Annotated in this window: 24 protein-coding genes; 13 read left to right on the top strand and 11 right to left on the bottom strand. The window is 62.3% G+C overall.

The window, feature by feature from the left end; translation table 11 throughout:
- The first annotated feature begins 72 nt into the window (after positions 1 to 72).
- The 4 genes from ade to SM766_RS09935 all read left to right on the top strand — a co-directional run bounded on the left by ade (position 73) and on the right by SM766_RS09935 (position 4,837).
- Positions 73 to 1,875: an adenine deaminase gene (gene ade, locus SM766_RS09950; protein WP_368947674.1), complete on the top strand. Its 1,803-nt coding sequence runs from the start codon at positions 73 to 75 to the stop codon at positions 1,873 to 1,875.
- Positions 1,872 to 3,338: an AMP nucleosidase gene (locus SM766_RS09945; protein ID WP_368947673.1), complete on the top strand. Its 1,467-nt coding sequence runs from the start codon at positions 1,872 to 1,874 to the stop codon at positions 3,336 to 3,338. The genes ade and SM766_RS09945 overlap by 4 nt, the downstream gene beginning before the upstream one ends.
- A gap of 142 nt (positions 3,339 to 3,480) precedes the next feature.
- Positions 3,481 to 3,774 (top strand): HU family DNA-binding protein, encoded by a 294-nt coding sequence (locus tag SM766_RS09940; protein ID WP_065271973.1) that lies wholly within the window; start codon positions 3,481 to 3,483, stop codon positions 3,772 to 3,774.
- A gap of 163 nt (positions 3,775 to 3,937) precedes the next feature.
- Positions 3,938 to 4,837, top strand: a complete 900-nt coding sequence (locus SM766_RS09935) for a DMT family transporter (RefSeq protein ID WP_274835180.1) — start codon at positions 3,938 to 3,940, stop codon at positions 4,835 to 4,837.
- A 7-nt stretch (positions 4,838 to 4,844) separates the two neighbouring features.
- Here the strand turns inward: SM766_RS09935 and SM766_RS09930 are convergent, their stop codons facing one another.
- Positions 4,845 to 5,369 carry a glutathione peroxidase gene (locus SM766_RS09930; RefSeq protein WP_490363353.1) on the bottom strand — a complete coding sequence of 175 codons (525 nt, stop codon included), beginning with the start codon at positions 5,367 to 5,369 and terminating at the stop codon, positions 4,845 to 4,847.
- A gap of 163 nt (positions 5,370 to 5,532) precedes the next feature.
- Here SM766_RS09930 and msrB point away from each other — a divergent pair, with 163 nt between their 5' ends.
- Both msrB and msrA read left to right on the top strand, forming a co-directional pair.
- Positions 5,533 to 5,982, top strand: a complete 450-nt coding sequence (msrB, locus tag SM766_RS09925; protein WP_065271970.1) for a peptide-methionine (R)-S-oxide reductase MsrB — start codon at positions 5,533 to 5,535, stop codon at positions 5,980 to 5,982.
- Entirely contained in the window at positions 5,979 to 6,494 is a 516-nt protein-coding gene (gene msrA, locus SM766_RS09920) for a peptide-methionine (S)-S-oxide reductase MsrA (RefSeq protein WP_274835181.1), read from the top strand. The genes msrB and msrA overlap by 4 nt, the downstream gene beginning before the upstream one ends.
- Before the next feature lie 75 nt (positions 6,495 to 6,569).
- Here msrA and SM766_RS09915 read toward each other — a convergent pair whose 3' ends face one another.
- Positions 6,570 to 8,576 carry a hydantoinase/oxoprolinase N-terminal domain-containing protein gene (locus SM766_RS09915; protein WP_368947709.1) on the bottom strand — a complete coding sequence of 669 codons (2,007 nt, stop codon included), beginning with the start codon at positions 8,574 to 8,576 and terminating at the stop codon, positions 6,570 to 6,572.
- Between the two features lie 125 nt (positions 8,577 to 8,701).
- Here SM766_RS09915 and SM766_RS09910 point away from each other — a divergent pair, with 125 nt between their 5' ends.
- Positions 8,702 to 9,589, top strand: a complete 888-nt coding sequence (locus SM766_RS09910) for an SDR family oxidoreductase (RefSeq protein ID WP_368947672.1) — start codon at positions 8,702 to 8,704, stop codon at positions 9,587 to 9,589.
- Positions 9,590 to 9,667: 78 nt separating this feature from the next.
- Here SM766_RS09910 and dxs read toward each other — a convergent pair whose 3' ends face one another.
- From dxs to SM766_RS09885, 5 genes are all read right to left on the bottom strand, one after another.
- On the bottom strand, positions 9,668 to 11,596 hold the full coding sequence (dxs, locus tag SM766_RS09905) for a 1-deoxy-D-xylulose-5-phosphate synthase (protein WP_368947671.1): 1,929 nt from the start codon (positions 11,594 to 11,596) through the stop codon (positions 9,668 to 9,670).
- A gap of 39 nt (positions 11,597 to 11,635) precedes the next feature.
- Entirely contained in the window at positions 11,636 to 12,520 is an 885-nt protein-coding gene (locus tag SM766_RS09900) for a polyprenyl synthetase family protein (protein ID WP_490363352.1), read from the bottom strand.
- Between the two features lie 4 nt (positions 12,521 to 12,524).
- Positions 12,525 to 12,773 (bottom strand): exodeoxyribonuclease VII small subunit, encoded by a 249-nt coding sequence (locus SM766_RS09895; protein WP_368947670.1) that lies wholly within the window; start codon positions 12,771 to 12,773, stop codon positions 12,525 to 12,527.
- A gap of 153 nt (positions 12,774 to 12,926) precedes the next feature.
- Positions 12,927 to 13,628, bottom strand: a complete 702-nt coding sequence (locus SM766_RS09890; protein WP_065271966.1) for a response regulator — start codon at positions 13,626 to 13,628, stop codon at positions 12,927 to 12,929.
- Positions 13,625 to 14,137: a MarR family winged helix-turn-helix transcriptional regulator gene (locus tag SM766_RS09885; protein ID WP_065271965.1), complete on the bottom strand. Its 513-nt coding sequence runs from the start codon at positions 14,135 to 14,137 to the stop codon at positions 13,625 to 13,627. The genes SM766_RS09890 and SM766_RS09885 overlap by 4 nt, the downstream gene beginning before the upstream one ends.
- Before the next feature lie 161 nt (positions 14,138 to 14,298).
- On the opposite strand from SM766_RS09885, the gene SM766_RS09880 reads away from it, so the two are divergent.
- Positions 14,299 to 15,165: a branched-chain amino acid aminotransferase gene (locus SM766_RS09880; protein WP_065271964.1), complete on the top strand. Its 867-nt coding sequence runs from the start codon at positions 14,299 to 14,301 to the stop codon at positions 15,163 to 15,165.
- A gap of 101 nt (positions 15,166 to 15,266) precedes the next feature.
- Here SM766_RS09880 and SM766_RS09875 read toward each other — a convergent pair whose 3' ends face one another.
- The gene (locus SM766_RS09875) at positions 15,267 to 15,695 is read right to left on the bottom strand and encodes an organic hydroperoxide resistance protein (RefSeq protein ID WP_368947669.1); all 429 of its coding nucleotides are present in this window, start codon (positions 15,693 to 15,695) and stop codon (positions 15,267 to 15,269) included.
- A 115-nt stretch (positions 15,696 to 15,810) separates the two neighbouring features.
- On the opposite strand from SM766_RS09875, the gene SM766_RS09870 reads away from it, so the two are divergent.
- Entirely contained in the window at positions 15,811 to 16,242 is a 432-nt protein-coding gene (locus tag SM766_RS09870) for a MarR family winged helix-turn-helix transcriptional regulator (protein WP_065271962.1), read from the top strand.
- 139 nt (positions 16,243 to 16,381) lie between these two features.
- Positions 16,382 to 17,947: an alkaline phosphatase D family protein gene (locus SM766_RS09865; RefSeq protein ID WP_368947668.1), complete on the top strand. Its 1,566-nt coding sequence runs from the start codon at positions 16,382 to 16,384 to the stop codon at positions 17,945 to 17,947.
- A 106-nt stretch (positions 17,948 to 18,053) separates the two neighbouring features.
- On the opposite strand, the gene SM766_RS09860 is transcribed toward SM766_RS09865, so the two are convergent.
- Together SM766_RS09860 and SM766_RS09855 are read right to left on the bottom strand one after the other, a co-directional pair.
- On the bottom strand, positions 18,054 to 18,557 hold the full coding sequence (locus tag SM766_RS09860; protein ID WP_368947667.1) for a GNAT family N-acetyltransferase: 504 nt from the start codon (positions 18,555 to 18,557) through the stop codon (positions 18,054 to 18,056).
- 91 nt (positions 18,558 to 18,648) lie between these two features.
- Positions 18,649 to 19,590, bottom strand: a complete 942-nt coding sequence (locus SM766_RS09855; RefSeq protein ID WP_368947666.1) for a DMT family transporter — start codon at positions 19,588 to 19,590, stop codon at positions 18,649 to 18,651.
- Positions 19,591 to 19,719: 129 nt separating this feature from the next.
- Here SM766_RS09855 and SM766_RS09850 point away from each other — a divergent pair, with 129 nt between their 5' ends.
- Together SM766_RS09850 and SM766_RS09845 are read left to right on the top strand one after the other, a co-directional pair.
- Complete coding sequence (locus SM766_RS09850) at positions 19,720 to 20,286, top strand: hypothetical protein (protein ID WP_368947665.1); 567 nt, start codon at positions 19,720 to 19,722, stop codon at positions 20,284 to 20,286.
- 132 nt (positions 20,287 to 20,418) lie between these two features.
- On the top strand, positions 20,419 to 21,921 hold the full coding sequence (locus tag SM766_RS09845; protein WP_368947664.1) for a malonate--CoA ligase: 1,503 nt from the start codon (positions 20,419 to 20,421) through the stop codon (positions 21,919 to 21,921).
- Between the two features lie 87 nt (positions 21,922 to 22,008).
- Here the strand turns inward: SM766_RS09845 and SM766_RS09840 are convergent, their stop codons facing one another.
- Positions 22,009 to 22,635: a cation efflux transmembrane domain-containing protein gene (locus SM766_RS09840; RefSeq protein ID WP_368947663.1), complete on the bottom strand. Its 627-nt coding sequence runs from the start codon at positions 22,633 to 22,635 to the stop codon at positions 22,009 to 22,011.
- A 73-nt stretch (positions 22,636 to 22,708) separates the two neighbouring features.
- On the opposite strand from SM766_RS09840, the gene SM766_RS09835 reads away from it, so the two are divergent.
- Positions 22,709 to 23,143: a MerR family transcriptional regulator gene (locus tag SM766_RS09835; RefSeq protein ID WP_368947662.1), complete on the top strand. Its 435-nt coding sequence runs from the start codon at positions 22,709 to 22,711 to the stop codon at positions 23,141 to 23,143.
- The last annotated feature ends 1 nt before the right edge of the window (position 23,144 follow it).

Below are 23,144 nucleotides of genomic sequence, written 5' to 3'. Positions count from 1 at the left end.
CAGAAGGTGATCCTTTGATGACAGGATGCCTTCGGCCCTTGCACTTGTGAGCGCAATCAGAACAATTGGCGCATGACACAGACCGCATTTCCCAGCTGGCCCGATTCCGCCCCGAAACTGATCGAAGTCGCCGCAGGCCGCGCGCCCGCAGATACGGTGATCCGTCAGGGCAGATGGGTGAATGTCCACACCCGTGAAGTGCTGGACGGGCACGACATCGCCATCGTCGCAGGGCGCATCGCCTATGTGGGGCCGGACGCCTCTTACTGCACCGGACCGGAGACAGAGGTGATCGAGGCCAACGGCCGCTATATGATTCCCGGCCTGTGCGATGCCCATATGCATATCGAATCCGGCATGTTGACCCCGGCGGAATTTGCCCGCGCGGTGATCCCGCATGGCACCACCTCGATGTTCACCGACCCGCATGAGATCGCCAATGTTCTGGGCCTTGATGGCGTGCGTATGATGTATGACGAGGCGCTGATGCAGCCGGTCAATATCTTCACCCAGATGCCCAGCTGCGCGCCTTCGGCGCCGGGGCTGGAAACCACTGGATATGAGATCACCGCCGAAGACGTGGCCGAGGCGATGACATGGCCCGGCATCATCGGTCTGGGTGAGATGATGAACTTCCCCGGCGTCGCCAACGCCGATCCCAAGATGCTGGCGGAAATCGCCGCCACCCAACGGGCAGGTAAAACAGTAGGCGGGCATTATGCCTCTCCCGACCTGGGACCGGATTTCGCGGCCTATGTGGCCGGTGGCCCGGCGGATGATCATGAAGGCACCTGCGAAGCGGACGCTATCGCCCGGGTCCGTCAGGGTATGCGGTCAATGATGCGGCTGGGCTCGGCCTGGTATGACGTCGAAAGCCAGATCACCGCTGTGACGGAAAAGGGCCTCGACCCGCGCAACTTCATCCTTTGCACCGATGACTGCCATTCCGGCACGCTGGTGCACGATGGCCATATGAACCGGGTGGTGCGCCACGCCATCGCCTGCGGCTGCGATCCGGTGATTGCTGTGCAGATGGCAACCATCAACACGGCGACGCACTTTGGGCTGGAGCGCGAGCTTGGCTCAATCACCCCTGGGCGGCGCGCGGATGTGATCCTGACCTCGGACCTGCGCGAATTGCCCATCGAACTGGTGATCGCGCGCGGGCAGATCGTGGCAGAAAACGGCTCTATTACTGTTGAATGCCCGCACTATGACTGGCCAGAGAGCGCCACGGGTACCGTGCATCTGGGCCACGCGCTGTCGGCGGGTGATTTTGAACTGAAGGCGCCGGAGGGGGCGAACTCGGTTACCGCCAATGTGATCGGCGTGGTAGAGAACCAGGCCCCGACCAAGGCGCTGAAGGCGGAATTGCCAGTGGTTGACGGGTTGGTCGAAGGCACCGGCGAGGTCTGCCAGATCGCGTTGGTCGAACGCCATCAGGCCACCGGCGGCGTCACCAATGCCTTCGTCTCGGGCTTTGGTTATCAGGGGGCCATGGCGATGGCTTCGACCGTGGCGCATGACAGCCACCACATGATCGTGGTGGGCACCGACCGGGAGCAGATGTCGCTGGCCGCAAATCGCTTGGCCGAGGTTGGCGGCGGTATCACCCTGTTCCGCGACGGAGAGGAGCTGGCGCTGGTCGAATTGCCCATCGCGGGCCTGATGTCCAGCAGCCCCGCGACCGAGGTTGCCGCCAAGGCGCAAAAGATGGTCGAGGCGATGGAGGCCTGTGGCTGCAAGCTGAACAACGCCTATATGCAGCATTCGCTATTGGCGCTGGTGGTAATTCCAGAGCTGCGGATTTCAGATCTGGGGCTGGTGGATGTGCGCACATTCAAGAAAATCCCCGTGTTAGAGCCGATTTCATGACCACCATCCGCTTGCCTAAACACCCAGCCCCCGAGACATTCACCGACGCCGCCGAGGCTGTGGAGCGGCTGGAGCTGCTTTACCGGCAGTCCACGGAGTTCCTCTGCAACGCTTTCATGGCGGTGATGTCTGGAAATGCGCCGCAGGATCAGCGTATCCGCGCCTTCTATCCTGAAATCCGTTTTACCACCTCTTCCTTTGCGCAGGTGGATTCGCGGCTCAGCTTTGGCCATGTGTCGATGCCGGGAACCTATGCCACCACGGTGACGCGCCCGGACCTGTTCCGCAATTACCTGATCCAGCAGATCGGCCTGTTGATCAAGAACCACGGACAGCCAGTGGTCATCGGTGCTTCGGAAACGCCGATCCCGGTGCATTTCGCCGTGGCCTCGCGTCAGGATCTGACGGTGCCACAGGACGGCGCCGCCGGGTTTACCCTGCGCGATGTGTTTGACGTGCCGGATCTGTCCACGACGAATGATGACATCGTCAACGGCACTCATCAGCCCGCCAATGGCAGCGGCCCCCTGTCGCTGTTCACTGCGCAGCGTGTCGATTATTCGCTGGCGCGGCTGGCCCATTACACGGCAACCGATCCGTCCCATTTCCAGAACCACGTGTTGTTCACCAACTACCAGTTCTACGTCGCCGAGTTCGAAGCCTATGCGCGCGCGCAGCTGGGCGATCCGGCCTCGGGCTACAGCAGTTTTGTCAGTACCGGCGATCATGAGATCACCGATGCAGATGCCGACATTCCAGCCATCGCCAAACTGCCGCAGATGCCGACCTACCATCTGAAACGGGCGGATGGCAGCGGCATCACGCTGGTTAATATCGGCGTTGGCCCGTCCAATGCCAAAACCGCCACCGATCATATCGCGGTGCTGAGGCCGCATGCCTGGCTAATGGTGGGCCATTGTGCGGGGCTCAGGAACACGCAGGCGCTGGGCGATTTCGTTCTGGCCCATGCGTATCTGCGTGAGGATCACGTGCTGGATGATGACCTGCCTGTCTGGACCCCGATCCCGGCGCTGGCGGAAATCCAGATCGCACTGGAACAGGCCGTGGCCGAGGTGACCGAGTTCGAAGGCTACGATCTGAAGCGGATCATGCGCACCGGCACCGTCGCCACCATCGACAATCGCAACTGGGAACTGCGCGACCAGTCCGGCCCGGTGCAGCGGCTCAGCCAGTCGCGCGCCATCGCGCTGGATATGGAAAGCGCGACAATCGCCGCAAATGGCTATCGCTTCCGGGTTCCCTATGGCACATTGCTCTGTGTCTCGGATAAGCCGCTGCATGGCGAGCTGAAGCTGCCCGGCATGGCGTCGGACTTCTATCAGACCCAGGTTGCGCGCCATTTGCAGATCGGAATTCGGGCAATGGAGCAGCTGCGCGGCATGCCATTGGAGCGGCTTCACAGCCGAAAACTGCGCTCTTTTGATGAAACGGCCTTCCTCTGAGGCTAGTTTTCCCCAAATTTCTGCGGAAATTCGCTTGTTTTCACGATCTTTGCTATCGCTACGCGTTGTGTTACCGCACAACATAACGATAATGTCACGCAATGAGGCCCCACAGTTCGGGCAGTTTTAAGGAGAGCTAAGAATGTCCAAACCGATGACCAAAACCCAGCTTGTCGCAGCGCTGGCTGAGGAAATGGGCAGCGATAAGAAAGCAGCTGGTGCCGCTCTGGACGCCGTCTGCGCGCTGATCACGCGTGAAGTTTCCAACGGCGGCGCCGTGACCCTGCCCGGTGTCGGAAAGATCTATTGCCGCGAGCGCCCCGAGCGCGAAGTGCGCAACCCTGCCACTGGCGAAAAGTTCATGAAAGAAGCCGACAAGGTTGTCAAAATGACCATCGCCAAGGCTCTGAAAGACAGCGTCAACGAAGACGCATAAGTCTCGGACCGGATCCTTTGGATCTGACAGGAATTTGGGTCGCCCTCGGGCGGCCCTTTCTTTTTGGGCGCAAGGAACCGGGATGTCTCACTCTGATGTGAGCGGGCCTTGCGCCCCGGCGCCATTTGCGGGACTGTCCGGGCAATTCAGGGGAGGATCAGCTTTGGATATTCGTGCAATCGCCATGGGGCTGACCTTTGCCCTGATGTGGTCCTCGGCTTTCACCTCGGCGCGGATCATCGTCGTGGATGCTTCACCCCTGTTTTCTCTGGCGGTGCGGTTCCTCATCTCGGGCCTGATCGGAATTTCTATCGCGCTGGCTATGGGACAGACGTGGCGGCTGACCCGTGGTCAGTGGCGCGCGACCATCATTTTCGGGATTTGTCAGAATGCGCTGTATCTGGGGCTGAACTTTGTCGCCATGCAGACGATCGAAGCGTCGCTGGCGGCGATCATCGCCTCGACCATGCCGCTGCTGGTAGCACTGGCCTCCTGGTTGGTGTTCCGGGAACGTCTGAAACCCCTGGGCATTGTCGGCCTTCTGGCCGGTGTTGTCGGCGTTGCCCTGATCATGGGCACCCGGATCAGCGCCGGGGTCGATCTGTTCGGCATGGCGCTTTGCGGTGTCGGCGTTCTGGCCCTGACCCTGGCAACCCTGGCCCTGCGCGGGGCCACATCGGGCGGCAATTTCATGATGGTAGTCGGGTTGCAGATGCTGATCGGATCGGCCTGCCTGTTCATCGCGGCGCCGCTGTTCGAGGATATCTTTGTAAATCCGACCCTGCCGCTGGCACTGGCCTTTGCCTATACAACGCTGGTGCCGGGGCTTGCCGCGACCTTTATCTGGGTGCTGCTGCTGAACCGCATTGGCGCGGTGCGGGCGGCCACCTTCCACTTTCTGAACCCGGTCTTCGGGGTGGCGATCGCCAGCCTTCTTTTGGGTGAAAAACTGGGGCCGCTGGATATTGTCGGGGTGCTGATTGTCACCGGCGGTATTCTGGCGGTGCAATTGTCCCGTCAGCCGGGCAGAGCGGCCAAAGTCGCAGCGAAACCCGCAGAATAGATTTCTGTTATCGCCGCAGGTTGGCTTCGACGGCGCCGGTGATCTGCCCCGACAGAGGCCGCGTGATGGAACCCCAGGTGCCCGCAACCGTGCCATCGGCGGCGATCAGGATCTTGTTGAAGTTCCAGCCCGGCTCAAATCCGGTTTCCGCCCGCACCGCCCGGAAGAACGGATGCGCCCCATCGCCCCGCACCGGGGTGATATCGGTCATCGGCAGGGTCAGATCATAGTTCAGGGCGCAGAATTCCTTGACCTCTTCGGCGCTGGACAATTCCTGTTTGAAATCATTCGACGGCACGGCCAGCACCACTAGGCCGCGGTCCTTGTATCGGTCATAGAGCGTTTGCAGCCCGTCGTATTGCTTGGTGAAGCCGCAGCGCGAGGCGGTGTTCACCACCAGAACCGGCTGCCCCCGGAAGGATGATATCTCGATTTTACCGCCATCGATGGAGGCAAAGACGCCCCCGACTGGTGCCGCCTGCACCATCTGCCCCACCATTAACAGCGCCGCCAATACCCACATTCGAACCATTTTACTCTCCACCGTTGTTATCAGGGCTACGGATCGGGCACCGGTTTGGATCATTCCGGGATGCCCCGCTGCCGCACAAGACCGCGAGATGGGCAATAATCGCTTTGCATTTTCGTCGCAGCGGCCCATGTACTGACTCACCACGATTTGCCGGAGACCCGACATGACGCGATACACCAAAGATCCAGATGCCATTGCCGCCCTGTCAGACGAAGAATACTATGTCACGCAGAAATCCGGCACCGAGCGCCCCGGCACGGGCAAGCTGCTGCACAACAAGGCGCCAGGCATCTATGTGGATATCGTCTCGGGGGAGCCGCTGTTTGCCTCGTCCGACAAATATGAATCCGGCTGCGGCTGGCCCAGTTTCACCAAGCCCATCGAACCGGCGCATGTGGCCGAGCTGGAAGACCGCTCGCTGGGCATGATCCGTACCGAGGTCCGCTCGGCTCATGGCGACAGCCATCTGGGCCACGTGTTCCCGGATGGCCCGCTGGACCGGGGTGGCCTGCGCTATTGCATCAACTCGGCGTCACTGCGCTTCGTTCCTCTCGACGAGATGGAGGCCGAAGGCTATGGCGACTATATCGACCAAGTGGAGGATAACAGATGAGCAATCCTGAACGTGCCGTCCTGGCCGGCGGTTGTTTCTGGGGCATGCAGGACCTGATCCGCAAACGCCCCGGGGTGATCAAGACCCGCGTCGGCTATACCGGCGGCGATGTCCCCAACGCCACCTACCGCGATCACGGAACCCACGCCGAAGGGATCGAGATCCTGTTTGATCCGGAAAAGACCTCTTACCGGGAGCTGCTGGAATTCTTCTTTCAGATCCACGACCCGACCACGGTCAACCGGCAAGGCAATGACATCGGGATGAGCTACCGCTCAGCCATCTACTATGTGGACGAGGCGCAAAAGGCCGTGGCCGAAGATACCATTGCCGATGTGAATGCCTCGGGCATCTGGCCTGGCAAGGTGGTGACCGAACTGGAACCCGTCGGTGATTTCTGGGAGGCAGAGCCTGAGCACCAGGACTATCTAGAGCGTCTGCCGAATGGCTATACCTGCCATTTCCCGCGCCCCGACTGGGTGCTGCCGAAACGGGCCGATGCTGCGGAATAGAGCCTGATATCATCGGAATATAAGGTGCTAAACCCGTCCTTGCTGCCGCAGGGGCGGGTTCTTTATTTCTGGGTATCAGCCCAGTGCCACACGCGGACGGCCGCTGGCCTCGGCGGTGATGAAGGCTTCGACGAAGACCACGCGCGCCTCGACCTGGGCGGTGCGGATGTCCCGTTCCACATGCACATGGATATCCTCGGCCCCTGCCGCGCGGGCCTCTTTCTCTGCCTCTTGGCTCAGATGGGTTTCAAGCAAGGCCAGCGCGTCCTCAGAGGCGCTGAAATCCTGCGGCCCATCCTCCAGATGCACGCGGAATTTCCCCTCGGCAGGGGAAGTCACGGTGCCGCTGCGACGCAGGGTGACACGACCGACGACGGCGCCGATGGCATTGGCGACGCCCGCATGTTCGGGCAGGATCATCCGGCAATGCAGGCGCTCCCCCACCGCCGGGTAGTAACTGGGGGCCGAGGCCCCAAGCCCCACCACATCCACGTTCAGTGCCGCGCTGAGCGACAGCATGCCCCGGTGATTTTCCAATCCCCTGCGCAGTAGGACATGGCGGGCCAGCTGATCCGCGGGCAGTCCGAATGTGTCGCCTTCTTCGGCAAAAACAGTCTCTAACAAAGCCAATGATGTCTGTTCTGTCAGCTGGTCGATGATCATACGGGCCAGGGTTTCGGCATCGGGGGCCAGTGGGTCGCCGCTGCCGATGCGGCGGCGGGCAAAGATGGTCAGCGCCTTTTCCGCGGCTGCGCTGTCCCAATCGTTCAGGCGGCCCAGTACATGGGAGGCATCCGACGGGGTGGCGTCGGCCAACTGCACCAACCCGCGATCCACCAACCGGTTCAGGGCGCCTTGCTCCATCCGGGTGCGCAGCACGGCGCCAAGGGGATGCACGTCGGTGCCGATCCGCTCCAGCAGGGCCGCCTCCCGCTCACCGAGGCCGCTTGTCGGCTGACCCGGGATCGCCCGGACAAATCTGCCGTCGTGTTCCCCGACAACCGTTGCGTTGACCTGCCGGTCCAGCGCCGCATGCACCACCTCCGGCGCCTGATGGGCGATCAGAGAGACCGGGACCACCCGGCGCGGACCCAGGGTCACCCCGCCGTTCAACCCTTCGCTTTGGATATGGACCTGGCTGTCGCCGCCCAGACCGGTGGTGCGCATGGCGACGGCCTCTACCATGGTTCGGTAATCTCCGACCCGCGCCCCGGCCGGATCTATGGCCGGTTTTCCGCCCCGGATCAGCGCCACGTCGGTGGTGGTGCCGCCGATATCGCTGACCAGCGCGGTGTCGACCCCGGTCATCCAGCGGGCGCCAACGATCGAGGCTGCCGGGCCGCTGAGGATGGTTTCGATGGGGCGTTCCCGCGCCTGTTCTGCCGACATCAGGGCGCCATCGCCGCGCACGACCAACATCGGCGCCGTGATCCCGAGGTCCGCCAATGTGTGCTGTGCCCGCCCGATCAGCCGGTCGATCATCCCGATCAGCCGCGCGTTCAGCACCGCTGTCAGCGCCCGTTTCGGCCCGTTGAGTTTTGCCGATAGCTGGTGCGAACAGGTGACTGGCGCGCCGGTTGCTTCGGTGATGATCCGGGCGGCCTCCAGCTCATGCGCGGGGTTACGGGTGGCAAAGACACCAGCAACGGCATAGCCGCTCACCCCCGACGATTCAGTCTCTAAAAAGGCCATTAGCGCGTCTGTATCCAACGGCGCAGCCTCGCTGCCCGCATGAGTATGACCGCCCGCCAGCACCAGCGCCGGATCGCCTTTCAGCGCATCGCGCAACCCGTGACGTTCCAGATCTTCGGGGGCAAAGCCGATATAGATCAGTGCCACCCGCCCGCCTTGCCCTTCGACCAGCGCATTGGTGGCGAGCGTCGTCGACAGTGCTGCCATCGAGACATCCTGCGCCGCAACGCCGGATTGCGCCAGCACCGCCCGTACCGCACCACCGACGCCAATGGCCAGATCGTGGCGGGTGGTCAGAGATTTTGCCGATGCGATCACCTCTTCCTCGTCGCGGATCAGCACCGCATCCGTATAGGTCCCGCCCGTATCCACACCGAGTAGCAGCGCCATCGCCTGATCCTTTTCCGTTCGCTGCCCCCGGTTTAGCGCCGTTTTCGCCCCGGTCCATCCCGTTTGCGTCATCGCGGGTATTTCCGCCCTTGCCGGGCGGCTCTCTGCGACGCATCTATTGGGGCATGACAAAAACACTTCTCTGTATCGGATATGGCTACTCGGCCCGGGCACTGGCGCGGCGAATGCTGGCGCGGGGCTGGCGGGTGATCGGCACCACGCGGGATCTGGATGAGGCGCAGCCGGATGAGGGCGTGGAGCTGCTGCAATGGCCCGGCGCATCGATTCCGCTCGATGGCGTCACCCATGTACTCTCCTCGGTTGGTCCGAATGAGGGCGGCGATCCGGTGATGGAGGCGCTGCGGGACGAACTGGCGGCACGCGCGGCGTCCGGACAATTCGACTGGGTCGGTTATCTCTCCACCACCGCCGTCTATGGCGATCAGGGCGGCGCCTGGGTGGATGAGGACACGCCCGTTGCCCCCTCCAGCCGTCGCGGCAACTGGCGCGCGCAGGCCGAGGCGGCATGGCAGGCGATCCCTGATCTGCCGCTGCATATCTTTCGTCTGGCAGGCATCTATGGCCCCGGTCGCGGCCCCTTTGCCAAGCTGATGGCGGGCAAGGCGCGGCGCATCGTGAAGCCGGGACAGGTGTTTTCCCGCATCCACGTGGAGGATATCGCGACGGTGCTGGAGGCCTCGATCGACCGACCCAACCCAGGTGCGATCTACAATGTCTGCGATGATGAACCCGCTCCGCCGCAGGATGTGCTTGGTTACGGCGCGGAGCTGCTGGGCCTGCCGGTGCCTGCCGAAGTGCCGTTCGAGGAGGCCGGAATGACCCCGATGGCGCGCAGTTTCTACGGTGAGAACAAGCGCGTTCGGAATACCCGCATCAAGGAAGAACTGGGCGTGAGGCTGGCCTATCCCGATTACCGCACAGGCCTGCGCGCGGTGAAATTGGCTGAGGATCTGGAAAGCTACACGCCCCCGGCGGATCCGCCAGCCTTGTAGTACGACCAATCGGCCTGGGCGCTTGCGGCCCGGCCTGCGCCTGCCTCCCCTGGCAGTCCCAGGCCTATTGGCCTGCTATCAGGCCCGCTTTTCCCCAATCGTCGCGATACCCAGAACCTCCAGCACCTTGGCTTCTATCTGCGGGGCGTTCATGGCGGCCACGTCGTACATATCTGCGGGGCTGGCCTGATCTATGAAAGTATCGGGCAACACCATCGAGCGGAACTTCAGGCCGGTATCGAAAACGCCTTCCTCGGCGAGGAGCTGCGCAACGTGGCTGCCGAAACCGCCCACTGCGCCTTCCTCGATGGTGATCAGCGCCTCGTGACCTTCGGCCAGCTGCAGGATCATCTCGCGGTCCAAGGGTTTGGCGAACCGCGCATCCGCGATAGTGGGCGTGATCCCCTTGGCAGACAGGGACTCGGCCGCCTTTTTCACCTCACCCAGACGGGTACCGAAAGACAGGATCGCAACGCGGGCGCCGGTCTGGATCATCCGGCCCTTACCGATCTCCAGAACTTCGGCCTCTTCGGGCATATCGACACCTTCGCCCTCTCCGCGCGGATAGCGGAAGGCGATGGGGCCGTCGTCATGGGCGGCGGCGGTGGCGACCATGTGTTTCAGTTCGGCCTCGTCGGCGGCGGCCATCACCACCATGCCGGGCAGGTTGGCCATATAGGCGATGTCGAAGCTGCCTGCGTGGGTGGCGCCATCGGCGCCCACCAGACCAGCGCGGTCGATGGCGAAACGCACCGGCAGGCGCTGGATTGCCACATCGTGCACCACCTGATCATAGCCACGTTGCAGGAAGGTGGAATACATCGCGCAGAAGGGCTTCATGCCCCCGGCAGCCAGTGCGGCGGCAAAGGTGACGCCATGCTGTTCTGCAATGCCGACGTCAAAGGTACGCGAGGGGTAGCGTTCGGCCATCAGCCCCAGGCCGGTGCCATCGGGCATGGCAGCGGTCACTGCGCAGATCTTGTCGTCCTTCGCGGCCAGCTTCACCAACTCGTCGCCAAAGACCGAGGTATAGGACGGCGCGTTCGACGGCGGCTTGTTCTGCTTGCCGGTGATCACGTCAAAGGTCGCCGTGGCGTGGCCTTTGTCATCGGCGCGCTCGGCGGGGGCGTATCCCTTGCCCTTTTTCGTCAGCACATGGATCAGGATCGGTCCCGAGGCGCGCGCCTTGACCGTGCGCAGCACCGGCAAAAGCTGGTCCATGTCGTGCCCATCGATGGGTCCGAGGTAGGAAAAGCCTAAGGATTCAAACAGGGTGCCGCCGACGGCCATGCCCTTCAGCATGTCCTTGGCGCGTTTGGCACCTTCGCGGAAGGGTTCCGGCAGCAAGGAGGCGGCGCCCTTGGCCACGGCCTTCAGCTCCTGAAAGGGTTCTTCGGCGTAAAGGCGCGACAGGTAGGACGACAGCGCGCCCACCGGCGGGGCAATCGACATTTCATTGTCGTTGAGGATCACGATCAGCCGCTTGCCCAGATGGCCGGCGTTGTTCATCGCCTCGAAGGCCATGCCAGCCGACATGGCGCCATCGCCGATCACCGCGATGGCATCACCCAGCCCTTCGGGCACGTTGCCCCCCAGATCGCGGGCGACAGCGAACCCCAGCGCCGCGCTGATCGAGGTGGAGCTATGGGCGGCACCAAAGGGGTCGTAGGGAGATTCGACGCGTTTGGTGAAACCGGACAGCCCGTCTTTCTTGCGCAGGGTGCGGATGCGGTCGCGGCGCCCGGTCAGGATCTTGTGCGGATAGCACTGGTGGGAGACATCCCAGATCACCTTGTCGCGCGGCGTGTCGAACACCGCGTGCAGCGCCACTGTCAGTTCCACCACGCCAAGGCCTGCGCCCAGGTGGCCGCCGGTTTCGGAAACGGCCGAAACGGTCTCCTGGCGCAGCTCGTCCGCGACCTGCGTCAGCTGGCGGTCGCTGAGGCCTTTCAGATCCGCCGGGCGGGCAATCTGATCCAGTAGCGGGGTATGGGGCCTCTCAGACATGGCTCCTCCTCGGGAGTGGCGCAGCAAATGGTGCGCAGGTTAGCTATCGCGCGCAATAACGAAGCGGGCGGCGTCCTTCAAGATTGCAGCCTCTTCCCCATAGGGAGAAAGCGCGGCACAGGCGGCGCCGCACAGCTCTTCTGCGCGGGCTTTTGCCGGTTCCAGCCCCAGCAGGGAGACAAAGGTGGCCTTGCCAGCGGTTTCGTCCTTGCGCAGGGCCTTACCGACCTTGCTGGCATCGCCTTCAACATCCAAGATGTCGTCAGCGATCTGAAAAGCAAGCCCTAGCGCCGAGGCGTAGGCCTGCAAAGGCCCGGTATCCGCGCCGGCCAGAACCGCACCGGCGGTGGCGGACCATTCGATCAGGCAACCGGTCTTGCGGGCTTGCAGCCGGGTGATTTCGTCAAGTGTCAGCGGCGTGCCTGCGGTTTCCGCGGCGATGTCCATCATCTGCCCCGAAACCATGCCATCCTTGCCTGCCGATTGCGCCAGCGCCCGGATCAGCACCAGCGCCTGCGGGCCGATGTGATCGGCAGCTAACAGTTCAAAGGCGAATGTCTGCAAGGCATCCCCGGCGAGCGTCGCCGTGGCCTCGTCCCATTTGCGGTGCAGGGTCGGCTGGCCCCGGCGCAGGTCGTCATCGTCCATGCAGGGCAGATCGTCATGCACGAGCGAATAGGCGTGCACGCATTCGATGGCCAGCGCCGCATCCAGCGCGGCGGTTGCATCGACACCATGCAAGCGGGCGCTTTCCAGCACCAGAAATCCGCGCAGCATCTTGCCGCCGACCATGGCATAGCGCATGGCATCGTGCAGCCGGTCGGTGCCGCTCAGCCGCATGTCCATATGGGCGGTGATCCGGGTCTGGGCATCCAGCAGCGCCGCCTGAAAGGCGCGCGTGTCCGCCTGCATCTCCGTGGTCATGCCCTCAGCCCGCATCCAGCGGCTGGGTGCCGGTCGGGGTGCCACTTGCATCCAGTGTGATGGCGGCGACCTTTTCCTCGGCGCGCTTCAGCTCGTCCTCGCAGCGTTTCTTCAGCGCCGCGCCGCGTTCGTACAGCGCGATCGAGGCATCCAGCGCCACATCGCCGCGTTCCAGCTGATCCACCACGCGTTCCAGCTCGTGCATGGCCTGTTCAAAGCTCATCTCTTCGACGGGGGTCTGGGTCTCGGTCATCTGGCTGCCTCTGTCAGTTCTTCCACATGCGCCCGGGCGGAGACGGGCAGGGCGTTCAGATCATATCTGCACGTCAAAGTCGAGGTGTGAGAGCGGCATAAACGCGCCGTGGAAAGGCGGCAGCTTTACCGGTCTGGGGCGGGGCCGGGGAGCTCAGTCCGGCGCCAGCATATAGCCCGCACCGCGGACGGTTTGCAGGTATTGCGGTTGTTTCGGGTTGGGTTCGATCTTGCGGCGCAGGCGGGTGATCTGCACGTCCACGGCGCGTTCTTGCGCCTGGCCCCGGTCGCGGCCCAAATCCTCGACCAGTTTTGCCCGGCTGATCGGCTCTCCGGGCTGGGCGGAAAATATCTTCATCAACTGGCTTTCGGTGCCGGTGAGGCGGATCAGATCGTCCCCCTGCCACATCTCGCCCCGTTCGATGTCATAGCGGATAGCGCCGAGGTGTAGAACCTTGGGAATGCTGTCCTCGGCCACGGTATCGGGCATCCGCCGCAGGATCGCGTTGACGCGCAGCAGCAGCTCCTTGGGCTCAAACGGTTTGGAGAGGTAATCATCGGCCCCGGCCTCAAGCCCGGCGATACGGTCATCGGTCTCGCCCTTGGCGGTCAGCAGCAGGATTGGCGTGGTCATGGTTTCGCGCAAAGCGCGGGTCAGGCTGACACCATCCTCGCCCGGCATCATCACATCCATGATGATCAGATCGAAATCGAGCCCGGCCAGCAGACGCCGGGCATGGGCGCCATCGCGCGCGGCGGTCACAAGGAACCCGGCCCGCATCAGGAACTTCTTCAACAGGCTGCGGATGCGCTCATCATCATCCACGATCATCAGATGTGCGTCGTTGGTGCTCATGATCCGGTTTCCCGCAGCTTGGCATAGACCCGGCGCATATCCGCATCCATCATCGCCTCCAGCACCTTCTTGAAGCCCTGTACCGCCTCGGGGCCGGCTTCTTTATAGGCGCTGCGCATGCGGGCGCGCTGGGCATCGGACAGTGCCGTTTCCAGGGCCACGCCCTTTTCGGTGAGGTAAAGATGCCGTTCCCGCTTGTCGGCGGTGCCGACCCTGCTTTCGACCAGCCCGTCTTCGATCAGGGTGCGCAGTACCCGGTTCAGCGATTGCTTGGTGACGCCCAGAATGGTCAGCAGGTTGTTGACCGTTGTGCCCGGCGCCCGGTTGATAAAGTGGATCGCTCGGTGATGCGCCCGGCCATAGGCCATTTCGGCGAGGATCCGGTCGGGATCTGCGGTAAAACCCCGGTAGGCAAAGAACACCGCCTCGATCCCCTGGCGGAGCTGTTCGTCCGTCAGAAACAACAGGCTTTCGCCGCCAAAACCCTGTCCTGAACGCCCTTCCGGCATGGCTGTCCCCTCCACTGCTCTCACAGGCAGTTTAAGTCAGCGTTATTGACATTCCAAGGGTGAAGATGTATCGAATCGCAGCTTTGGCGCAACAATATGTCCGCTCCGGTCATTTCGAGCGCAACTTATGAAAACATCGATGGATTTAGTGGAGGTGCGGCATGGCCGGATATGATGACCGTGACGGATTGATCTGGATGGACGGGGAGATGGTCGAATGGCGGGATGCCAAGGTGCATATCCTGACCCATGCGATGCATTATGCGTCTTCCGTTTTCGAGGGCGAGCGCGCCTATAACGGTAAGATCTTCAAGAGCCGCGAACACTCCGAGCGCCTGATTGCCTCGGCCGAGGCGCTGGACATGCCGATGCCCTATACCGTGGATCAGATCGAAGCCGCCAAGGAAGAGACCCTGAAGGCCTCGGGTCTGACCGATGCCTATGTGCGGGCGCTGGTCTGGCGCGGCGCCGGTGAGGACATGGGCGTGGCCTCGGCCAAGAACCCGGTGCGGATGGCGGTCGCCGTCTGGGGCTGGGGCGCCTACTACGGCGACGCCAAGATGCAGGGGGCCAAGCTGGACATCGCAGAGTGGAAACGCCCGAGCCCGGAAACCATCCCGGTACACGCCAAGGCGGCCGGCCTCTACATGATCTGCACCATCTCCAAGCACAAGGCCGAGGCCAAGGGCTGCTCGGATGCGCTGTTCATGGATTACCGCGGCTACGTGGCCGAGGCGACCGGCGCCAATATCTTCTTCGTGAAGGATGGCGAAGTGCATACGCCGCTGCCCGATTGTTTCCTCAACGGTCTCACCCGTCAGACCGTGATCGGCATGCTGAAGGACCGTGGCATCACCGTGCATGAGCGCCACATCATGCCTGAGGAAATGGAAGGCTTTGAACAGTGCTGGCTGACCGGCACCGCTGCCGAGGTCACCCCGGTGGGCGAGATCGGCCCCTATAAGTTCGAAGTCGGCGCGCTGACCCGCGAGATCGCCGAGGCCTATGAGGCGCTGGTGCGCAGCTGATCCGTCAGATCTGTTGCTAAGATGCAAAAGCGCGGACCGATTGGCCCGCGCTTTTTCTGTTTCAGCTCCTGCGGTGCAGTGGGCGCCCGGTGGCGGGCGGGTCAAACCACCTCGGTTGTGACTTCGATATTGCCGCGGGTGGCGTTGGAATAGGGGCAGATGGCGTGGCCCGCATCGGCGATGCGCTGGGCCTCGGCTTTGTCCACACCGGGCATGGAGACCTTGAGGTTCACCGAGAGGCCAAAGCCGCCTTCGGCGCGCGGACCGATACCAACCGCGGCATCGACCGAGACATCGTCGGGCACCTTGGCCAGGGATGTGTCCTGCGTCGTGGCGAATTTCATCGCACCGATATAGCAGGCCGCATATCCGGCGGCGAAAAGCTGTTCCGGGTTGCTGCCTTTGCCGCCGCCGCCCATTTCGCGGGGCGGATCCAGGTCGAAATGAACCTCGCTGCCGTGGATGCTGGCCTTGCCGTCGCGGCCGCCGGTTGCAGTGGCGCCTGCGGTGTAGATCGGGGTGATGGACATGTTGCCTCCTTTTTTTGAATCGTGTACGATTATGTCGTGTGCGATATAAATAGAGGCTTCGGGCCGAAAATCAACCGCTTGCGATTAAAGCGTGCGCGACATAAATCATGAAGACATGGACCGGACCCTGAAAATTGACGATCTTCTGTGCTTCTCGCTCTATTCGGCGAACCACGCGCTGACGCGGCTGTACCGTCCCCTGCTGGCGCCCTTGGGCCTGACCTATCCGCAGTATCTGGTGCTGGTGGCCCTGTGGGAGCAGGACGAACAGAAGGTCAGAGATCTGGGCAAGCGGCTGGATCTGGAAACCAATACGCTGACGCCGCTGCTGAAGCGGATGGAAAGCGCAGGCTACCTGACCCGCCGCCGCAATCCCGAGGATGAGCGCAGCCTGATCGTGTCCCTGACCGACAAGGGGCAGGCCCTGCAGGCCGAGGCGCAGGAAATTTCCACCTGCGTCATCGAGGCGATGGGCGGCGATCTGAATGAGCTGATCGAATTGCGCGACCGGGTCAATGCCCTGCGTGCGCGGCTGGACTCCGCCTGACCTGGCCAGCCCGTCCTTTCACCGCGCGGGCAGGGGGTCACAAAACGTTCGTCAAAGTTTCATTTTGAGCACGGAAAGATTTTACATTGGCGCGGTCTGTCTGGCGCCACCTATCCAATGTAACAGACAGGGGAATCTCATGTCTTCTCATCGCTTTATGCGCCCCAGCCGCCGGGCTTTCCTGGCGGGCGGTACCGCTTTTGCTGCCTCCCTGGCGGCGCCCTCGATTTCGCGTGCTTCGGCACGCCCGGTCTTTACTCACGGCGTTCAGTCCGGCGACGTGGACACCATGTCCGGCATGATCTGGACCCGCACCGACCGCCCCGCGCGGGTGATGATGGAAGTCTCCACCACCGAAAGCTTTGCCAATGCGCGTCAACTGGCGCCGCTGACCGCAGGCCCCAGCAACGATTTCGCCGTCAAGCGCATGGTTGATGGCCTGCCGTCGGATCAGGATATCTTCTACCGTTTTGTGGCTGCGGATCTGAACGATCTGCAGGCGACATCGGACCCCATCGTTGGTCAGTTCCGCACCGCGCCGACCGCGCGCCGCGATGTGCGTTTTGCCTGGTCGGGCGACACCGCCGGTCAGGGCTGGGGCATCGATGACGAAGGCATGCGCACCTATGCGACCATGGCCCAGCACCGCCCCGATTTCTTCATCCACTCGGGCGATACCATCTATGCCGATGGCCCGATGCAGGACGAGGTCGAAAAGGACGGTCAGCTGATCTGGAAGAACGCCACCCTGATCGACGAAAAGCGCAAAGTCGCCGAGACCCTGGACGAATTCCGCGGCCAGTGGAAATACAACATGATGGACGAGCACGTGCGCGAAATGAACGCCCTGTGCCCGACCTTCTTCCAGTGGGACGACCACGAAGTTGTCAACAACTGGTCCGACGCCAAGGATCTGAGCGGCGACGACCGTTACACCGAGAAGAACGTGCACGTGCTGGCGGCCCGCTCGGCCAAGGCCTTCCACGAGATGACCCCGATCAGCTATACGCCCGCCGAGCCGGGCCGGGTCTACCGCAAGATCGGCTACGGCCCGATGCTGGACGTCTTCTTCCTCGATCTGCGCAGCTATCGCGCGGGCAACAGCCTGGGTCTGCAGGAAAACCCTGCGGATGAGGCAACCACGCTTCTGGGCGCCGAGCAGATCGCATGGCTCAAGCGTGAGCTGGTGAACTCCTCCGCGACCTGGAAGGTCATCGCCTGCGACATGCCCATCGGTCTGGTCGTACGCGACGGTGAGCGGGTCGAGGCGATCTCGAACGGTGAAGATGGCAGCGCCAAGGGCCGCGAATTCGAAATCGCTGACCTGCTGCGCTTCATCAAGACCGCCAAGATCGACAACACCGTCTGGTTCACTGCCGATGTGCACTACACTGCGGCGCATTACTATAACCCGGACAAGGCCGCCTTCCAGGATTTCGAACCTTTCTGGGAGTTCGTCTCAGGCCCGCTGCACGCCGGTACCTTTGGTCCGAACGCGCTGGACGGCACCTTTGGCCCCGAAGTGAAGTTCGTGAAGGCCCCGACCGAGGAGCAGGGCGCCAACCTGCCGCCCTCGATGGGTCTGCAGTTCTTCGGTCTGGTGGACATCGACGGCGCCACCCAGCAGATGACCGTGCGCCTGATGGACCGCGCCGATCAGGAGTTGTGGAAGATCACCCTGGATCCCAAGGGCGCCAGCATCTGATCTGACTGCCTGTCAGGACTGAACGCAGTCACAGAGCCAGTGGCCCGGGGCATTGTCCCGGGCCAACGTCGTTGTTCTGCCGCCTGGTAAGGGACTGTAGCGCGCTTTAGTTCTGAGGGGTTTCGAGGCGGAATTTCAGGAAGCGGGTGCCATCGTAGTCGATCTCTTCCAGGAACCGTGCGCCCATCCGGGACAGGGCACCCAGCGATTTGCGCGAGGGCGGCAACAGGAAGGTGACATAGGGAATGCGCGCATTATGCCGCGCAAACTCCAGCAGGTGCCGTGAGATGCGCGGCCCAAGGCCAAAGCAGTCTGGCCGCAGAACCAGCCCGAGATCCCATTCCTCCCCTTCCTTTTCAAATCCGCCCCATCCGACATAGGCGCCATCAGCCAGAAACGCCCAATGGCCCAACCCGTCTTGCTGCCAGCGTGCCTCTTTCATCTCAACGAATTGGCGCACCATCGCGGCATCCCAGCCTTCGGTCATCAAGGGCAGATGCGTCGCCACACGGGGATCGGACATATGCGCCAGGATCTGCTCGGGCGGTACGTCGGTCAGACGCGCCAGCTTGATTGCGGGCGGGGGGAAACTGGGGGATGTCTCGGTCAAGGCGGCGGTCCGTAGAGGGTATCGTCAATCCCGGCATAGTGGCGCCATGCAGGGCGTCCGGGCCAATCACATTGCCGTGGCTGCCTTGCCCTTATCCCCCCTTGGGATCGGTGACCGCGCGCGCCTTGCCGCGTTCCAGCCCCAAGCGGCTTTCGCGCCAGATCACCAGCCCATTGCCCGCGATTACCAGCGTCGCACCGGCCAGCATGACAAAGGTCGGCAGCTCGTCGAACCAGAAATAGCCAAGCAGAATCGCAAAGACCATCGAGACATAATCATAGGGCGCCAGCATAGATGCGGGCGCAAAGCGATAAGAAGAGGTCACGAGGATCTGCGCGATGCCGCCAACAAGGCCAGCCCCGATCAGCATCGCCAGAACCTCTCCGCTGGGCATGACCCAGCCAAAGGGCAGCGTCAGCAGCGACAGCGCGGATGCGGTCAGTGAGAAATAGAATACGATGGCAGCGGTAGGCTCAGTCATCACCATGCGGCGCACGTGGATCTGCACGAACCCCCGCGCGATGGTTGCGCCCAGCACCAGAAGCGCGCCCAGGGTGGCCCCGTCCGCCAGATCCGCACCAGAGCCAAGCCGTGGCCAGATCATGATCATTACCCCGACAAGGCCGATGGCTACCGCCGAGATCCGCACCATACGGATCGTCTCACCAAGGAAAATCGCCGCCAGGATCAGCGTGAAGATCGGGGTGGCATAGCCGATGGCCGTCACCTCGGGCAGCGGCAAGAGGCCAAGGCCAAGGAATGTCATCCCCATCGCCGAGGTGCCCACCAACCCGCGCCAGACGTGTACCATCGGGTTCTTCGTCTTCAGCCCGTCGCGCAGATCGCCGCGCAGGGCCAGCCAGACCACGATCACCGGGATGGCAAAGAAGGAACGGAAGAACACCGCCTCACCTGTCGGAACCTCTTCTGATACCGCCTTGATCAAGGCCGACAGCATGGTGAACAGACCGATGGCGGCGACTTTCAGCAGGATTGCCAGAATCGGTCGATGCGATGTTAAGGGTTTTGTCATGGCCGGGAACCTGCGCCTGTGGGCGGCAAAGATCAAGGAGATGTCTGCAAATTGTGTTGGGCGGTGATGGGGACATGTCTGTAATTCAGTATCTTGAATAATCGAGCCTTCTGGACCAACCTCAAAACTATGAAGAAAAAAGTGCGGACGATCATTTTGGCCCTGATGAGTGTCTTTCTGTTGCCTTCCGTTGGCTCCGCAGAAGACAATGACGCATCAGAGTTCCTTATCTTCGGGATGCCACTGAGCCAACAAGTCGAAAAAATGAGCGCGCCTGAGTTTCGTCGATACCAGACGGCTCTGGCCAAATTTCAACATGTCGATAGTTGCGTTGCGGATACTGAAGGCGAACCACGGTACGGTTCTTCTCTGATGCGCTGGAACCATCTAAACACACTGGAGAAAGTGAATGTCTGTGTTTTCCTATTGGCCGCAGAACTGAACAATCCCGAACAAATGGCCAACTGGTTCAACCTGAATGGTTTCAAAGCGACATTGATTGAAAACAAGTCGAGCTCTATGAGGTTCTACAATCGCGACGGTGATGGTGTTCTGGTGAGCGCCGGTGCTCCAATAAGCGGGCCAATTAGAGTCGGGTTTTTGGACCGATTGCTCGCCCATAGTGTTTCGGTCGGAGTTACTTTTTCTTCTGATGGTGAGCCGCTGAACGTCAACACAACCATCACCAGAAAATAGCACTTTCTTCGAAAAGGGTGTCACTTAGGGCCCAAACCGGACCGACACGGTTCGCAGACCCGGCCGGGATCAATGGCTTGATTTTCCGCCCTGCTCTGGCGCAGATAACCGCGTTGATGAAGGAGCCAGCCGATGTATGATGCCAACCACCTGATTTCCCGGCTGCGCGCCGCCTCTCTGAACCATGAGACCCGCAATTTTGCGACTTTCCCGGCGCGCGCCAGCATGACATTCGGCGAATTGTTTGCAGGCGCCGAGCGCAACGCGGCAGCGCTGGTGGCGATGGGGGTTCAGCCCGGTGACCGGGTTGCGGTGCAGGTGGAAAAGACCATCGAGGCGATCCAGCTTTACCTTGGCACGGTGATGGCCGGGGGCGTCTTTCTGCCGCTCAACACCGCTTATACCACGCCCGAGGTGGCTTATTTTCTGGGCGATGCCAGCCCCCGCGTGGTGGTCTGCGATCCCGCCCGCGAAGATGACATTGCCGAAATCGCAGGCGACGCCCGCGTGGTGACGCTGGATGGCAAGGGTCTGGGCAGCCTCACCGATGCCGTGGTGGGGCGTGGCGGCTTTGATCCGGTGCCGCGCGGACCGGATGATCTGGCGGCGATCCTCTATACCTCGGGCACCACCGGGCGCTCCAAGGGGGCGATGCTGAGTCATGAGAACCTCGCCTCGAACTCCCTGATGCTGCGTGACTACTGGCAGTTCACCGATCAGGATGTGCTGATCCACGCGCTGCCGATCTTTCACACCCACGGGCTGTTCGTGGCCACCAATGTGGCGCTACTGGCGGGCGCGCGGCTGGTGTTCCTCAAGGGCTTCAACGCAGACGAGATCCTCGACGCCATGCCACGCGCCACGGCGCTGATGGGGGTGCCGACCTTCTACACGCGCCTGCTGGCGGATCCGCGCCTGACGCGCGAACGCGCCGAGAACATGCGCCTGTTCATTTCCGGCTCGGCGCCTTTGTTGGTGGACACGCATGAGGAATGGGAGGCCCGCACCGGCCACCGCATCCTGGAACGCTATGGCATGACTGAAACCAATATGAGCACGTCGAACCCCTATGACGGCGAACGTCGCGCAGGCACCGTGGGCTTTCCCCTGCCGGGGGTCGAGGCGCGGATCATGGCGGATGGCAAAGAGGTGCCGCAGGGCGAGACCGGCGTCCTTCATGTGCGCGGGGCCAATGTGTTTCAGGGCTACTGGCAGATGCCGGAAAAGACCGCCGAGGAACTGCTGCCTGATGGCTGGTTCATCACCGGCGACATGGCCCGCATGGACGAAGACGGCTATGTCACCATCGTCGGCCGGGAAAAGGATCTGGTGATCACCGGAGGTTTCAACGTCTACCCGAAAGAAGTGGAAAGCCTGATCGATGATCTCTCCGGCGTCTTGGAAAGCGCGGTGATCGGCGTGCCGCATCCCGATTTCGGCGAGGCTGTGGTGGCCGTGGTTGTCCCCACGGGCGAAGGCACCAGCCCCGAGGCAGTCAAGGCCGCACTTTCGGGGCATCTGGCGAAGTTCAAGCAGCCCAAAGAGGTGATCCTGCTCGAAGCCCTGCCACGCAACACCATGGGCAAGGTGCAGAAAAAGGCCCTGCGCGAAGACTACGCCGGGCTGTTTGCCTGAGTTTCGCCCGGCCGATAGGTCGGGCTGCGCCTGCCTGCCCCCCGGCAGGCGCATATGCGCCTCCCCAGGCAGGCACCGCCCTTGTCTTTAGTGTTGATGCGCCAGATCCTCGCGGCGTTCCTGAATGGCCTGCACAAGTATCTGCCAGGCGGAATTCAGGAACAGCCCGGCCATGATCCCGGCAACGATCAGGTCCGGCCAGCCGGTGGCCGTCCCCCAGACCCCCAGCGCCGCGATCATCACTGCCACATTGCCGATGGCATCGTTGCGTGAACACAGCCAAACCGAGCGCACATTGGCATCCCCGTCCTTATAGGCCGCCAGCAAGAGGACCGAGGTCACATTGGCCGACAGTGCCATGAACCCGATGACGCCCATGACTTCGGCCTGGGGCACGCCCAGCACAAAAACGTGGTAGAGGGTCGATCCGAACACCCACATCCCCATCAACAAGAGGCTGATCCCCTTGGCCAGCGCCGCCAGCGCGCGGGTGCGCAGGCTGGCACCGATGACCGCCAGCGAAATCCCGTAGGTGAGCGCATCGCCGAGGAAATCCAGCGCGTCCGCCTTCAGCGCCTGACTGCCCGCCATCTGGCCTGCGCCCATCTCGACCGCGAACATGCCCGCGTTGATCGCGATCACGACCCAGAGGCGCCGTTTATAGGCGGCCGAAACCCCGTCGAACCGCGCTTCATGCCCGCAACATCCTGCCATTACCCTTGTCCTTTGTTCCGATTCGAGGTCAACCTAATGGCTCTAGTCACTAGAGGTTCAAGAGGGGTCCGCGATGTTTTCCATCGGCGCGCTGTCCAAGGCCACCGGGGTCAAGGTGCCCACCATCCGCTACTACGAGGAGATCGGCCTGTTGCCGCCTGCCGGTCGCAACGCGGGCAACCAGCGCCGCTATGGGCAGGAGGGGCTGGAGGCGCTGGGCTTTATCAAACACGCCCGCGACCTTGGCTTTGCGCTAGAGGATATCAAGGTGCTGATGGCGCTGGACGGGGAGCTGGGCGAAGATTGCGCCGAGGCCAACCGCATCGCCCGCGCGCAGCTTGATCAGGTGCGCGCCCGCATTGCACGGTTGCAGCAACTGGCGAGCGAGTTGGAACGTATTTCCCATCTGTGTGACGGAGGCAATGGCGGTCACTGCAAGGTGCTGACGGCGCTTGGCGATCATAGCCAATGCGCCGCCGATCACAGGCCTGTTCGCAGGGCTGATTAGA

It is taken from the genome of Pseudophaeobacter sp. A-200-2 (genome assembly GCF_041008815.1).
Classification (GTDB): domain Bacteria; phylum Pseudomonadota; class Alphaproteobacteria; order Rhodobacterales; family Rhodobacteraceae; genus Phycobacter; species Phycobacter gallaeciensis_A.
Note: the sequence above shows the minus strand (reverse complement) of the source record. Positions and strands in the feature narration are given on the sequence as shown.

Excerpts from the sequence above, each read along its gene's own strand:
- ade (WP_368947674.1), top strand. The coding sequence starts at position 73 with ATGACACAGACCGCATTTCCCAGCTGGCCCGATTCCGCCCCGAAACTG.
- SM766_RS09945 (WP_368947673.1), top strand. The coding sequence starts at position 1,872 with ATGACCACCATCCGCTTGCCTAAACACCCAGCCCCCGAGACATTCACC.
- SM766_RS09940 (WP_065271973.1), top strand. The coding sequence starts at position 3,481 with ATGTCCAAACCGATGACCAAAACCCAGCTTGTCGCAGCGCTGGCTGAG.
- SM766_RS09930 (WP_490363353.1), bottom strand. The coding sequence starts at position 5,369 with ATGGTTCGAATGTGGGTATTGGCGGCGCTGTTAATGGTGGGGCAGATG.
- msrB (WP_065271970.1), top strand. The coding sequence starts at position 5,533 with ATGACGCGATACACCAAAGATCCAGATGCCATTGCCGCCCTGTCAGAC.
- msrA (WP_274835181.1), top strand. The coding sequence starts at position 5,979 with ATGAGCAATCCTGAACGTGCCGTCCTGGCCGGCGGTTGTTTCTGGGGC.
- SM766_RS09915 (WP_368947709.1), bottom strand. The coding sequence starts at position 8,576 with ATGGCGCTGCTACTCGGTGTGGATACGGGCGGGACCTATACGGATGCG.
- SM766_RS09910 (WP_368947672.1), top strand. The coding sequence starts at position 8,702 with ATGACAAAAACACTTCTCTGTATCGGATATGGCTACTCGGCCCGGGCA.
- dxs (WP_368947671.1), bottom strand. The coding sequence starts at position 11,596 with ATGTCTGAGAGGCCCCATACCCCGCTACTGGATCAGATTGCCCGCCCG.
- SM766_RS09900 (WP_490363352.1), bottom strand. The coding sequence starts at position 12,520 with ATGACCACGGAGATGCAGGCGGACACGCGCGCCTTTCAGGCGGCGCTG.
- SM766_RS09895 (WP_368947670.1), bottom strand. The coding sequence starts at position 12,773 with ATGACCGAGACCCAGACCCCCGTCGAAGAGATGAGCTTTGAACAGGCC.
- SM766_RS09890 (WP_065271966.1), bottom strand. The coding sequence starts at position 13,628 with ATGAGCACCAACGACGCACATCTGATGATCGTGGATGATGATGAGCGC.
- SM766_RS09885 (WP_065271965.1), bottom strand. The coding sequence starts at position 14,137 with ATGCCGGAAGGGCGTTCAGGACAGGGTTTTGGCGGCGAAAGCCTGTTG.
- SM766_RS09880 (WP_065271964.1), top strand. The coding sequence starts at position 14,299 with ATGGCCGGATATGATGACCGTGACGGATTGATCTGGATGGACGGGGAG.
- SM766_RS09875 (WP_368947669.1), bottom strand. The coding sequence starts at position 15,695 with ATGTCCATCACCCCGATCTACACCGCAGGCGCCACTGCAACCGGCGGC.
- SM766_RS09870 (WP_065271962.1), top strand. The coding sequence starts at position 15,811 with ATGGACCGGACCCTGAAAATTGACGATCTTCTGTGCTTCTCGCTCTAT.
- SM766_RS09865 (WP_368947668.1), top strand. The coding sequence starts at position 16,382 with ATGTCTTCTCATCGCTTTATGCGCCCCAGCCGCCGGGCTTTCCTGGCG.
- SM766_RS09855 (WP_368947666.1), bottom strand. The coding sequence starts at position 19,590 with ATGACAAAACCCTTAACATCGCATCGACCGATTCTGGCAATCCTGCTG.
- SM766_RS09850 (WP_368947665.1), top strand. The coding sequence starts at position 19,720 with ATGAAGAAAAAAGTGCGGACGATCATTTTGGCCCTGATGAGTGTCTTT.
- SM766_RS09845 (WP_368947664.1), top strand. The coding sequence starts at position 20,419 with ATGTATGATGCCAACCACCTGATTTCCCGGCTGCGCGCCGCCTCTCTG.
- SM766_RS09840 (WP_368947663.1), bottom strand. The coding sequence starts at position 22,635 with ATGGCAGGATGTTGCGGGCATGAAGCGCGGTTCGACGGGGTTTCGGCC.
- SM766_RS09835 (WP_368947662.1), top strand. The coding sequence starts at position 22,709 with ATGTTTTCCATCGGCGCGCTGTCCAAGGCCACCGGGGTCAAGGTGCCC.